The sequence below is a fragment of the Metabacillus halosaccharovorans genome (assembly GCF_002019635.1).
Taxonomy (GTDB): domain Bacteria; phylum Bacillota; class Bacilli; order Bacillales; family Bacillaceae; genus Metabacillus; species Metabacillus halosaccharovorans.
In genome coordinates this window covers 1,893,101-1,906,196 of record NZ_KV917372.1, presented here as the reverse complement: position 1 = coordinate 1,906,196, position 13,096 = coordinate 1,893,101, and the positions used below count along the sequence as shown (strand labels likewise).

General features: G+C 36.1%; 9 protein-coding genes. 6 read left to right on the top strand and 3 right to left on the bottom strand.

Annotation, left to right across the window (positions count from 1 at the left end; genetic code table 11):
- Nucleotides 1–123: 123 nt before the first annotated feature.
- Nucleotides 124–2,361: an alpha-galactosidase gene (locus BK577_RS23185; protein WP_218970503.1), complete on the bottom strand. Its 2,238-nt coding sequence runs from the start codon at nt 2,359–2,361 to the stop codon at nt 124–126.
- A 434-nt stretch (nt 2,362–2,795) separates the two neighbouring features.
- Here BK577_RS23185 and BK577_RS23180 point away from each other — a divergent pair, with 434 nt between their 5' ends.
- Both BK577_RS23180 and sda read left to right on the top strand, forming a co-directional pair.
- Complete coding sequence (locus BK577_RS23180) at nt 2,796–5,261, top strand: beta-mannosidase (protein ID WP_078435108.1); 2,466 nt, start codon at nt 2,796–2,798, stop codon at nt 5,259–5,261.
- 212 nt (nt 5,262–5,473) lie between these two features.
- The gene (gene sda, locus BK577_RS23175) at nt 5,474–5,638 is read left to right on the top strand and encodes a sporulation histidine kinase inhibitor Sda (RefSeq protein WP_139367424.1); all 165 of its coding nucleotides are present in this window, start codon (nt 5,474–5,476) and stop codon (nt 5,636–5,638) included.
- 112 nt (nt 5,639–5,750) lie between these two features.
- On the opposite strand, the gene BK577_RS23170 is transcribed toward sda, so the two are convergent.
- Together BK577_RS23170 and BK577_RS23165 are read right to left on the bottom strand one after the other, a co-directional pair.
- Nucleotides 5,751–6,227, bottom strand: coding sequence for a hypothetical protein (locus tag BK577_RS23170; RefSeq protein WP_078435106.1), 477 nt, complete (start codon nt 6,225–6,227; stop codon nt 5,751–5,753).
- A gap of 154 nt (nt 6,228–6,381) precedes the next feature.
- Nucleotides 6,382–7,113: a MurR/RpiR family transcriptional regulator gene (locus BK577_RS23165; protein WP_078435105.1), complete on the bottom strand. Its 732-nt coding sequence runs from the start codon at nt 7,111–7,113 to the stop codon at nt 6,382–6,384.
- Nucleotides 7,114–7,297: 184 nt separating this feature from the next.
- Here BK577_RS23165 and BK577_RS23160 point away from each other — a divergent pair, with 184 nt between their 5' ends.
- The 4 genes from BK577_RS23160 (at nt 7,298) to araA (ending at nt 13,037) form a co-directional block, all read left to right on the top strand.
- Nucleotides 7,298–8,626 carry a 6-phospho-beta-glucosidase gene (locus BK577_RS23160; RefSeq protein ID WP_078435104.1) on the top strand — a complete coding sequence of 443 codons (1,329 nt, stop codon included), beginning with the start codon at nt 7,298–7,300 and terminating at the stop codon, nt 8,624–8,626.
- Nucleotides 8,627–8,987: 361 nt separating this feature from the next.
- Nucleotides 8,988–10,586 (top strand): xylulokinase, encoded by a 1,599-nt coding sequence (locus BK577_RS23155; RefSeq protein ID WP_078435103.1) that lies wholly within the window; start codon nt 8,988–8,990, stop codon nt 10,584–10,586.
- Between the two features lie 216 nt (nt 10,587–10,802).
- The gene (gene araD / locus BK577_RS23150; protein WP_078435102.1) at nt 10,803–11,495 is read left to right on the top strand and encodes an L-ribulose-5-phosphate 4-epimerase; all 693 of its coding nucleotides are present in this window, start codon (nt 10,803–10,805) and stop codon (nt 11,493–11,495) included.
- Nucleotides 11,496–11,549: 54 nt separating this feature from the next.
- Nucleotides 11,550–13,037: an L-arabinose isomerase gene (gene araA, locus BK577_RS23145; RefSeq protein WP_078435101.1), complete on the top strand. Its 1,488-nt coding sequence runs from the start codon at nt 11,550–11,552 to the stop codon at nt 13,035–13,037.
- Nucleotides 13,038–13,096 lie beyond the last annotated feature (59 nt).

The following is a 13,096-nucleotide window of genomic DNA, read 5'->3' as shown; positions in this document are numbered from 1 at the left end:
ATGGGTTTTTACTTGAGTAAACAACGATAAAATTGATGAAGCATTATAATAATGTTAATAAAGAACAATAACAAAAAAGTACGTGTTTATCGACACGTACTTTTTTTACCGTTTTTAACTATCCTATTGACCAGTGAATTCCTTAATCACAAACAATTTAGAATAGTAATCATGCGGATGTTCTCGTGACCAGTACTCTGAAGCGCGATCTGTATAATTCTCCGCTAAAATAATACCGATGTTCATTAATTCATCACCATAATGTGTGGTAGTACTGTTGTTAATCGTATATAACTTCTCAGGGTCCAAACCTTTTATTTTTATTCGGCTATAAGAGTCGTTAGGTTTAGCAAGGACTTTATAGTAACCGACAATGGCCTCTTTTTGATCTTGTGACACAACCATCCATGTTGTTTCATTAGAAGTAAATGGATTTGAGATTCTGTAAAAAGTTCCATTGTGAATCATGTCTCTATATTCTTTGAAGAATGATACCTGTTCTTTTACTTTTTCTTTTTCATCTTCTGTTAATTTCGTCACATCCAGTTCATATCCGAAGGTACCGAAATACGCTACATTTGCTCGGGTGTCAATTGGTGTCATACGGCCAACTTGATGATTTGGGACGGCAGAAACATGGCTTCCGATTGAACTGAGTGGATACACCATAGATGTGCCATATTGGATTTTGAGTCGTTCCACTGCATCTGTGTCATCGCTTGTCCAGGTTTGAGGCGCGTAGAAAAGCATTCCCGGATCAAAACGGGCACCACCACCTGCACAGGATTCAAACAGAATATGAGGATATTTGTTTATTAATCTATCATATAAGTCGTAGACTCCTAAGATGTAGCGATGAAAAACTTCACCTTGTTGATCTTTTTCTAAAACATGTGAATAAGCCTCGGTAATATATCGATTCATATCCCATTTTATATAGGAGATCTTTGATTTACTAATGATGTTATCCATAAGTGAAAAGATGTGATCGACAACTTCCTTTCGGGAAAAATCAAGGACAAATTGATTTCTGCCATGTGATGCACGACGGTTAGGTGTTGCAAGAATCCAGTCAGGATGTTCTTCAAATAATTTTGTTCCCTTACTGACCATTTCCGGTTCAAACCAAAGACCGAATTTCATCCCTAATTCTTCTACCTTTTGAGATAAGCCGTTAATGCCGTTTGGCAGTTTTTCTTCGTACTCAAACCAATCACCTAATGAGCTAGAGTCATCATCACGGTTTCCGAACCAACCATCATCCAGTACAAATAACTCAATTCCTAGTTCTTTTGATGATTCTACGATAGATAAAATCTTGTCTTCATTAAAATCAAAATAGGTAGCTTCCCAGTTGTTTATTAAAATTGGACGAGTTCTATCTCTCCAATAACCGCGTGCCAACCTGCTGCGATAAAGGTGGTGGAATGTTTGGCTCATCTCATTTAATCCGTTATTTGAATAAACCATCACACATTCAGGTGTTTGAAATGATTCATTAGGACTTAATTTCCACTTAAACTGGAAAGGGTTAATGCCCATCATAACACGTGTGACATTGTAGCTATCTACCTCAACCTGCCCAAGAAAGTTTCCGCTGTAAACCAAGCTGAAACCAAAAGCTTCGCCTGAGTGTTCAGTTGTATCGAATCTTTTTAAAGCAAGAAACGGGTTGTGGACATGACTGCTGGCTCCTCTGGCGCTGGAAATAGATTGAATCCCTTTTGACAATTTTCTTGTCTCCATATGTGTTTCTCTTGCCCATGCTCCATATAAGTGAATCATTTCAAATTCATCGTCTGGAAAATCTACGCTGGCACTCATTGCTTGATCAAGGAAAATGGGGGCATCGCCTTCATTTAAAAACGTTGCATTTCTCGTGACAACATTTCGGTCAGCATATATTGTGTAGCTCAAAATAAGTTTTGTTTTGAGCACAGCATCATATAACGTAATTTCAAGTGTTTCTGCTTCATTATGATCTTCTACATAAGTGGCTGGTAAGCCTTCTAAAGCAGGTTTGCCTTTTATGACTTGAAAGCTTTCATACTGAAAGTCTGTAATATGGGCATTTTCCTGATCTGTAATAGAATGTGCCGGATAACGAAAATCAGTAGTTCCATAGCTTGGATATTCTTGTTTGATATGTTCCAAAGACGATGTGTGGTCACCTTCGAACAAGTTGCTTGACGGTCTTACTTCACGTTCAATTAGATGGTGAAAGCTTTCCCGATGTTTCACTCGATTTCCGAAGTATATATGTTCCAGTTGATGGCTTTTTTCTAAAACTCTAAAAATATAGCTTACATTTTCGTTAAATAAGTGAAATTCTTTTAATTCGTTATTTACTTTAATTGGCACAGTATAACACCTCATCTGTTTTGTTAGTATATGACTACTTTTTACAAACGATTAACTTATATATTAAGTTATCGAATAGTTAATTTTATGTTATCATTATAACATGTTGTCTATAAAATGTAATAAGTTTTTGCGATTTTTCTGCAATATATATTTGAGGGAGTATTGGAGAATAAGAAGTTCATCACAGTCATATTATGCTTGACATTCTTTGTATTAAGAAATGAATAATTCCATAAATGTATTTGACGAGAAGGGGGTTTTGATATAGCATTAATTATATAGTTTACGATAACTTAACGATAAAGTTAAATGCTGCGGAGAGATAATTAGGAGGAGGTAGTATTTTAACAATAAGAGTACTCCTATTGAATAATTAAGCTTATTTTAAGTGTTTACTAGAACATATTATAAAGAGTGAGGGGAAAGGGAAAATGAGAAAAATCAACTTAAATGGTACTTGGCAAATGAAGAGTGTGGGTAGCTCAGAAAATCTTAAGGTGCTAGTTCCTGGTACTGTCATGAATGACCTTTTATGTCATGGAGGAATTGACGATCCTTTTTATCGAGATAATGAGCGTTTTGCATATGATATTGCTTCAAAGGACTATGTATATATTCGGGATTTTATAGTTGAAGAAGAACTAATACAATGTGAAAATATTATTTTACGTTTTGAAGGATTGGATACGCTTGCAGAAATAAAAATCAATGAAAATAGTGTAGCAAAGACACATAATATGCACCGGATATATGAATTTGATGTTAAACCATTTTTGGTACCTGGACTAAATAAATTACAGGTTACTCTTTTCTCACCTATACAATATATCTCAAAGAAACAAACTGAAGAGAAGTTATGGGGAGTTGGAGATGCGATAGAAGGATATCCTCATCTTAGAAAAGGACATAGTATGTTTGGGTGGGACTGGGGTCCACAAATACCGGACTTAGGAATTTGGAGGGATGTTTCCCTTCTTGCTTGGACCACGGGTCGGATTGAGGATGTGTATATAACCCAAGACCATCGAGACAACGAGGTAGGGGTTAATGTTAATGTACGAATGAAAATAGAAACACGTCCTAATCATGCGGTAAACCTTAAAGTGAAAATAACGAGTCCCTCTGGAATAGAAGATTCTTTTCATATCGATGATGCTTTAAGTGAAGAAACGGTAAGCTTTAATGTTGTTAATCCGCAGTTATGGTGGCCGAACAATTATGGTGAACAACCTTTATATAAGGTAGAGGTTATTTCGTCAGATCAATCCAATGTATTGGATGAAAAAGTATTAAATATTGGACTACGGACAATAAAAGTAAAACACGAACCAGATCAGTGGGGAAAATCATTTGAGTTTGAAGTGAATGGCTTATCCATTTTTGCAATGGGAGCAAATTATATCCCGGAGGACAGTATAATTGCTCGCTATTCAAAAGAACGTACAGAACAACTTTTAAATGATTGTGTCGAAGCAAACTTTAATATGGTCCGTGTTTGGGGAGGCGGAATATATCCGGAGGACTACTTCTTCGATTTATGTGATCAAAAAGGAATCATTGTTTGGCAGGACTTTATGTTCGCTTGTAGTATGTACGGTTTAAATGACGACTTTAGGAAGAATGTTGAACAAGAAGTGATTGATAATGTGAAACGGATTAGACATCATGCTAGTCTAGGGATTTGGTGTGGAAATAATGAAGTTGAAGAAGCATGGGTATATTGGGGAATTCCTGGTGAGGGATATAAGTATAAAGCTGATTATATTAAATTATTTGAATTTATTATTCCAGAACTTATCAAAGAACTGGATCCACATACGTTTTATTGGTCTTCATCTCCATCATCAGGTGGGGGATTTAATGAACCGAGAAACCCTAATGAAGGAGACATGCATTATTGGGAAGTGTGGCATGGTTTAAAGCCGTTTTCTGAGTACGAAAAATATCATTTCCGTTTTTGTTCTGAATTCGGTTTTCAATCATTTCCTTCTATGAAGACAATTAACACCTTTACAGAGCCAGAAGATCGTAATATTTTTTCATATGTAATGGAGAAACACCAAAAAAATGGAGCAGCAAACGGGAAAATATTATTCTATCTTTCTGAGAATTTCCTTTACCCAAAGGATTTTGATTCTTTAGTATATGCGTCACAACTGCTTCAAGCAGAAGCAATAAAATATGGTGTAGAGCATTGGAGAAGAAATCGCGGACGCTGTATGGGGTCTCTTTATTGGCAATTAAATGATTGTTGGCCGGTTGCATCTTGGTCTAGTTTAGATTATTTCGGAAGATGGAAGGCACTTCATTATTTTGCAAAGAAATTTTATGCTCCAGTATTAATGTCATTAAGAGAAGAAGGCTCAGACGTTGAGATCCACGTAACAAATGATTCGTTATCTACGATAGAGGCACATATTGAATGGAAATTACGAAAAAACAATTCTGAAATTCTTGCTCAAGGTAACGTACAAACTGAAGTTAACAATCTAACTGCAAAGCAATGTGAGAGGTTATCATTAGATAAATATATAACAGAAGAAAATAAGAGAAATTTATATCTTGAGTGCACATTATATGTAAATGGGGAACAAACATCGGTTTCAACTTTAATGTTCACAAAACCAAAGCACTTCAACTTCATAGATCCTGAGCTAACATTCAATGTTATTGACAAGATAGATACGTTTGAAATTACCATTTCTTCTCAAGCTTTTGCTAAATATATCGAGATAGACTTAAAGGCTGCGGATTGTAAGTTTAGTGATAATTATTTTGATTTATCTAGAGGAGAGGTTAGGACCGTAAAGGTTAAAAAAGAGAGTTTAAGTGAAAGTTTGAGTCTGGAATCATTTAAAGATCAACTACAACTGCGTAGTGTATATGACATTGTATAAATAGAATTAACTAAATGATCTTTGCGAACGCAATCTTTCATGTTGACCGATAGTCTTTCGAAAAAAATATGTGTGTATATCCTAATATCCGCTTTCAATGCGCTTTTTGAAAGCGGATATTAGTTAAATAGATAAAGGAGATGTTTTTTTCATTGTTTAAAATAAATAATGAATTAATTCTTATTTAAAATTAGTACATGAGGTGGAAGAAAATGCTTAACAAATTAAGTGATGACATTCTAATATCTTCTTATGTAAAAGCTAATTTATTAGACCTTGATCAATATTTTATTTTTTTAATCGAGCAGGAATTATCAAAAAGAGATTTATTATCGAAAGATGAACATAATATTCAATTACTAAAGCTAGTAAGGTAATTGCCTACATAAAATATTGGAAAATTGTTAATGGGTAATTAAGGTCAATCTATCAAAAACCGTTCATATTACTTTTAATCATTAAACTTCAAACACTGACATTGGTCATTCTTCATTTTTTTATTATTTTTAAGTGAAGTGGTAAAAAGAAAGCAAAGGCAGTAATAAAAACTACGAGAGAAATAACCATACTCCATCCAGTGTACTTCATGTATCCAAAGTAGGCCATTCCAACTTCTATCAAAAATGAAATAACTGAGAAAAGGATAGATAACTTCCATTTGTTTTCTTTTGTATAGTAATTTAAAAACAATATGGCAAGAGAAGTTGGTATAAATGTATACGAGAGAATATCTCCAATTCCACCTTTATTAGGATCACCTAAATCGATAAGATCCAATGCTCTGGCAATAATGGCATCGCTGATCCAAGTGGCAAGTCCTACGATACCAAAAGTAATATATATTTCTTTCCAAGAAATATTTTTCTTAGGAAGTAATAAAACTAATAATACTAATAGGATACTTATTGTTACGGGAAACCAAAGACCTTCTGCTCCTAAGTCTAAATTATGTAGAAATTTCTCCATTTGAAAGCTCCTCTTTGGCACAATTTTGCTAATTGATCGTTCATATTTAGAATTTTATGAGAATACCCTTCCATATTTTCATCTTTTTTGCTAATTATTGTTTCGTAGTAAAAGGTATTTTATACCAGTGTAATATTCATATTATTATTCAAACTCAATCCAACTTCCTACTCTTCTCATACACCCTTCTAGCAAGTTCCTCTAAGATGAAGATAACAGGAATCTGAGTCGTAATATTTGCAGATTCAAAAAATTCCTCGGTCACATAATAAGACACATTTTTATCAGAAATTTTAGCGATTGTAGACTGTGCATTGTTTGTAATACTAAGAATTTTGCTGTTCTTTTCTTTTAATTTATGAATATGAGATAGGGTAAACTCATTTTCTCCGGAGACGGACAAAGCAATCGTAATGCTGTTATTCAAATTGGCATGAATAGGTGTATACCAATCTTTTAAATATGTAGAAAACGTACCTAAGCTCGAGAAGTATCTGGCACCATATTCAGCAAGTGTACCTGAACTGCCGATCCCAATAAAATATACATGATTAGCTTTAGAGATGGTGTCTGCAGCATCCTCCAGCTTAGAGATGAACTTCTCATTTTGAGTGCGCTCAAAAAACTCCGCTAATACATACTGACCGCTTTTGATCGAGATATCACTTTTTTCATCCATTGCCAACTTCAGTTTTACTTTAAATTCAGAAAAGCCTTCACAATTTATTTTCCGGCAAAAACGCATGATTGTAGAAGTGGAAACATGAGCTTCATCAGCAAGATCTCGTATACGCATATATATCACTTTTTCTTTATTTTGCATAACGTATTTGTAAATCAACATCTCAAGTTCATTGAAAGTTGCAATTTCTTCATTTGTAAACAAATGCATCTCTCCTTTATGTAAACTTTCTTTTGTCATTATACTTCATAAGAGAAACACAGTGTTACTTTTATGAAACGAATTCCTTTAGGAGAAAAACAAATCTAGCGCTTTCAAAACTATATCGTATTCCTTTTATCCTCTCTATAATAGGTCTTGTAAATTCATTATTTTAGGAGGAATGTTCATGAGTAAGGGAATTAAAATCGCAACGATTGGCGGAGGTTCAAGTTATACTCCTGAATTAGTAGAAGGCTTTATTAAAAGATATGATGAACTGCCTGTAAGGGAATTATGGTTGGTTGATATAGAAGCAGGGAAGGAAAAGTTAGAGATTGTAGGGGACCTTGCAAAAAGGATGATCAAAAAGGCAGGACTCCCGATCGAAGTTTATTTAACATTAGATAGAAAAGAGGCATTAAAAGACGCCGACTTTGTAACAACTCAATTTCGTGTAGGGTTACTGAAAGCGCGTGCCAAAGATGAAAGAATTCCTTTAAGTCATGGGGTATTAGGTCAAGAGACAAATGGGCCTGGTGGACTTTTTAAGGGATTGCGTACAATTCCGATTATTTTGAATATTGTCAAAGATATGAAGGAACTATGTCCTGAAGCTTGGTTGATCAACTTTACAAACCCTGCCGGTATGGTGACGGAAGCTGTTCTTCGCTATTCGGATCATAAAAAAATCGTAGGTTTATGTAATGTTCCAATCGGTATTGAGATGGGAGTAGCAAAGCTATTAGATGTTGACCATTCTCGTATCCGGATTGATTTTGCCGGTTTAAATCATATGGTATATGGATTGGATGTATATTTGGACGGTGTAAGTGTGAAGGAGAAAGTAATCGAACTGTTATCAAATCCAGAGAACAGCAGTTTTGTTAAAAACATAGAAGGTCAAGGATGGGAGCCCGAATTTATCCGCGCATTAAATGCCCTCACTTGTCCATATCACCTCTACTATTATAAGAGTGATGAAATGCTGGAAAAAGAGATGAAAAACTTTAAAGAAGGCACAACTAGAGCGGAAGTCGTGAAAAAATTAGAAGATGAATTGTTTGAGCTTTACAAAGATCCTAATTTATCCATAAAGCCACCTCAGTTGGAAGAACGCGGCGGAGCGTATTACAGTGATGCAGCTGTTCGGTTAATTTCTTCTATTTATAACGATAAACGTGATATTCAGCCTGTTAACACTATTAATAATGGAGCAATCGCCAGTATTCCTTATGGATCTGCAGTGGAAGTAAGCTGTGTTATCACGAAGGAAGGTCCAAAACCAATCATTAATGGAGATTTACCTGTTGCGGTTACAGGACTCGTCCAGCAAATTAAATCATTTGAACGTGTAGCGGCTGAGGCAGCAGTAACAGGAAACTATGATACAGCGTTATTAGCGATGACAATAAATCCATTAGTACCATCTGATAAAGTGGGGAAACAGATTTTGGATGAAATGATGGAAGCACATAAGGAGCATTTACCACAGTTTTTTGAAACAGTAGAAGTTTAAGTTATATATTGTGGAAGCTGCCTAATTCTAGGTGGCTTTTTTGCTGTTTAGAAAAATAAACTGTATGAGCTGGAATAAAAATAGTTGGAACCTACCTTTAATCGGTGCTGCTATAGGTTCATGAAAAAGATACATTCAAATCATTGTTGATTGTACGTACCAATTATAGTATTATAAACTTATAATTTCATATATATACGCACAAGGTTTTGGATTATTGTAAGTGGAGCTTAGTAAACTTGAAAACTGATGTAGTAATGATGTGGAAATGACAATTCTGTTTATTAATATTTATTCGGGTTTGTGTAAGCGGTTACTATAGTCGATTCATTAAAAAGATAATGTATTGGAGGAATTTTGAATGAGTCTTAATGTAAAAAGCGCGATTCAAAGCGGTAAGACAGTACTTGGTATTGAACTTGGATCAACTCGAATTAAAGCAGTTCTAATCGGCGAAGATAATACACCAATCGCATCCGGAAGCCATGAATGGGAAAATAGTTATGTAAATAATCTGTGGACATATAGTATAGAGGAAGTTTGGAAGGGTGTTCAAGACAGCTTTCAAAAGATGGCTAATGATGTAAAGCAACAGTATGGCATCACTTTACAAACAGTTGGTGCTATTGGATTTAGTGCGATGATGCATGGGTATATGGCTTTTGACAAAAATGAAAGGCTTTTAGTCCCATTCCGTACATGGCGTAACAATATGACCGGAGATGCTTCGAGGGAATTAACAGAACTGTTTAACTATCAAATTCCTCAAAGATGGAGTATTGCTCATTTATATCAAGCGATCTTAAATCAGGAAGAACATATTAATGACGTATCTTTTTTAACAACATTAGCAGGTTATGTTCACTGGAAATTGACTGGACAGAAGGTTTTGGGTGTTGGTGAAGCTTCCGGTGTCTTTCCGATTGACTTACAAACAAAGAATTATAATCAAACAATGATCAATCAGTTTAATGAATTGGTTGCTCACAAGCATTTATCTTGGAAACTGGAAGACATTTTGCCTCATGTTTTATTAGCTGGGGAAAATGCTGGCGTATTAACAGAAGAAGGAGCCAAGCTTCTCGATGTTACTGGAAAACTGCAAGCAGGTATTCCGCTTTGTCCTCCTGAAGGTGATGCGGGAACTGGTATGGTTGCCACAAACAGTGTAGCAAAACGTACTGGAAATGTTTCTGCCGGGACATCTGCATTTGCCATGGTTGTACTCGAAAAAGATTTGTCCAAAGTACATCCTGAAATTGATCTTGTCACAACACCTACAGGTAATTTGGTAGCGATGGCTCACTCCAACAACTGTTCTTCAGACTTAAATGCATGGATCGGAATATTTGAAGAATTTTTAGGTGCAATGGGTATTGAAGGTGACAAGAATAAAATATATGAAACGTTATTTAAACAAGCCCTTCAAGGAGATCAGGATGGAGGTGGCCTATTATCATATGGCTATCTTTCAGGTGAGCATATGACCCATTTTGAAGAAGGCCGTCCATTGTTTGTTCGTTCTTCAGGAAGTCGTTTCAATCTTGCTAATTTCATGCGCGTGCAATTATTTACAGCATTCGGCGCGATGAAAATAGGTATGGATATTCTATTAAATGAAGAAAACGTAAAATTGGATGAAGTATTAGGTCATGGCGGATTGTTTAAGACAGAAGGTGTTGGTCAAAGTATCTTGGCAGCTGCTTTTAATGTCCCTGTGTCTGTTATGGAAACGGCAGGAGAGGGTGGTGCTTGGGGAATGGCTCTACTTGGATCTTATATGATAAACAAAAAGGAACAGGAGTCTTTGGAAGAGTTTTTAACTGACAAAGTATTTGTTGATCAATCAGTGAAGACAGTGTCTCCAGATCCGAAAGATGTAGAAGGCTTTGAGCAATTTATGGAACGTTATAAAAACGGACTAGTCATTGAAAGAGCTGCAGTTGATAATCTTCAATAAATTGAAATGAATTTACAAATCTGCAGGGATAACTTATTCCTGCAGATTGTTGAAAAATTTACCTAAGCCAAGTACCTTTTGCAGGGGATATGAAGATTGATAGTTTGTTAGTAAAATTCCTGTTGATTGTACGTACAAATTACGATATGATTTACTCATAAGATAAAGTTTATGCGTACAAGATAATGTATAATTGAAAGGAGTGCCAAACAGCTCATGTTAGAAAGCCTGAAGAAGCAAGTGTTGGAGGCAAATTTAGCTTTACCAAAGTATGGTTTGGTAACGTTTACTTGGGGTAATGTAAGCGGTTATGACCGAGAGGAAGGACTAGTCGTAATCAAGCCTAGTGGCGTTGCATATGACAAGTTGACAGTCGAAGACTTAGTTGTACTTGATTTACAGGGGAATATTGTAGAAGGTAATTTAAACCCATCATCTGATACCCCAACACATCTGGTTCTTTACCGAAACTTTCCCGGAATTGGGGGAATTGTTCATACCCATTCCCCATGGGCAACAAGCTGGGCTCAAGCGGGTAAACCTATTCATGCATTAGGGACAACGCAAGCGGATTATTTTTACGGTACTGTACCTTGCACGAGAAGAATGACAGAAGAAGAGATTCAAGGTGAGTACGAATTGGAAACAGGGAATGTGATTGTTGAAACATTTAAAGACATAGATCCATCACAGATTCCTAGTGTACTAGTTCATAGTCATGCTCCATTCAATTGGGGAAAAGACCCAAGTGAAGCAGTCCATAACGCTGTTGTCTTGGAAGAAGTGGCAAAAATGAATTTCCACACATACCAAATTAACCCGGAAATTCCGCCTATGGATCAGACATTATTAGATAAACACTACTTAAGAAAACATGGTGCAAATGCATATTACGGACAGAAAAAGTAAGCTATGCTACTAAACAATAAATCTAACAATCTATATAAATTAGGAGGAATTCACATGTTAAAAACAAGACCTTATGAATTTTGGTTTGTTACAGGTAGTCAAAACTTATACGGAGAAGAACCATTACGCCAAGTGGCCAACAACTCACAGGAAGTTGTAGACGGGTTAAATAAAGAAGGAGATCTTCCTTTTAATATCGTATTCAAGTCTGTTGTAAAGACGGCAGAGGAAATTAGAAATCTGGCATTTGAAGCAAATACAAATGAAAATTGTGCAGGGATTATTACATGGATGCACACATTCTCACCAGGTAAAATGTGGATCGCAGGACTAACGGCTCTGCAAAAACCATTGCTTCACCTTCATACCCAACATAACCGTGATATCCCATGGAGCGATATCGACATGGACTTTATGAACTTAAACCAAGCAGCTCATGGTGATAGAGAGTACGGTTTTATTGGAACTCGTATGGATGTGTCAAGAAAAGTAATTGTTGGACATTGGCAAAGCAAAGATGTTACATCAAAATTAGGCAGCTGGATGAAAACCGCTGTTGGAGTTACAGAAGGTCCAAATATTCGTGTTGCTCGCTTCGGTGATAATATGAGAAACGTTGCCGTAACAGACGGAGATAAAGTTGAAGCACAAATTAAGTTTGGATGGACAGTAGATTATTATGGCATTGGTGATCTTGTTGAAGAAATGAACAAAGTAACAGATGACCAGTTAGATGCACTTTATAAAGAGTATAGTGAATTATACGAGCTTCCAGCAGAAGCGAGTGAGCCGGGAGCGGTTAGGGACGCAATTCTTGAGCAAGGACGTACTGAGTTAGGATTAAAAGCATTCTTGTCTAAAGGAAATTACAGCGCATTCACGACAAATTTTGAAGATTTACATGGCATGAAACAACTTCCGGGACTAGCTTCACAACGTTTAATGGCAGAAGGCTATGGATTTGCAGGTGAAGGTGACTGGAGAACAGCTGCATTATTACGCCTAATGAAAATTATTTCCGGTAACAAAGGAACTTCTTTCATGGAAGATTATACGTACCACTTAGAGCCTGGTAACGAAATGGTTCTTGGTTCACATATGCTTGAAATCTGTCCAACGGTATCTGCGACAAAACCTAAGATTGTGGTAAATCCTCTTGGTATCGGCGGTAAAGAAGATCCAGCACGTCTAGTATTTGATGGCAAAGGTGGAGATGCTCTAAATGCCTCTCTTATCGAATTAGGTGGAAGATATCGTCTTGTCATCAATGAAGTGAAAGCTGAACAACCTACTATTGAGACACCAAATTTACCGGTAGCAAAAGTATTGTGGAAGCCGCAGCCATCTTTAAGTGAAGCGACAGAAGCTTGGATCTATGCTGGTGGTGCACACCATACTGTATTCTCTTTTGAAGTAACAACTGAACAATTATACGACTTTGCTGATATGGCAAAAATCGAAGTGGTTGTCATCGACAAAGATACAAATGTGAGACAGTTCCGCAATGAATTAAAATGGAATGAAGCAATTTGGAGAAGATAAGATGAACGAAGACCAGAGGTTTAAGAAGATTAAACCTCTGGTCTTTTTATATAAAAAAG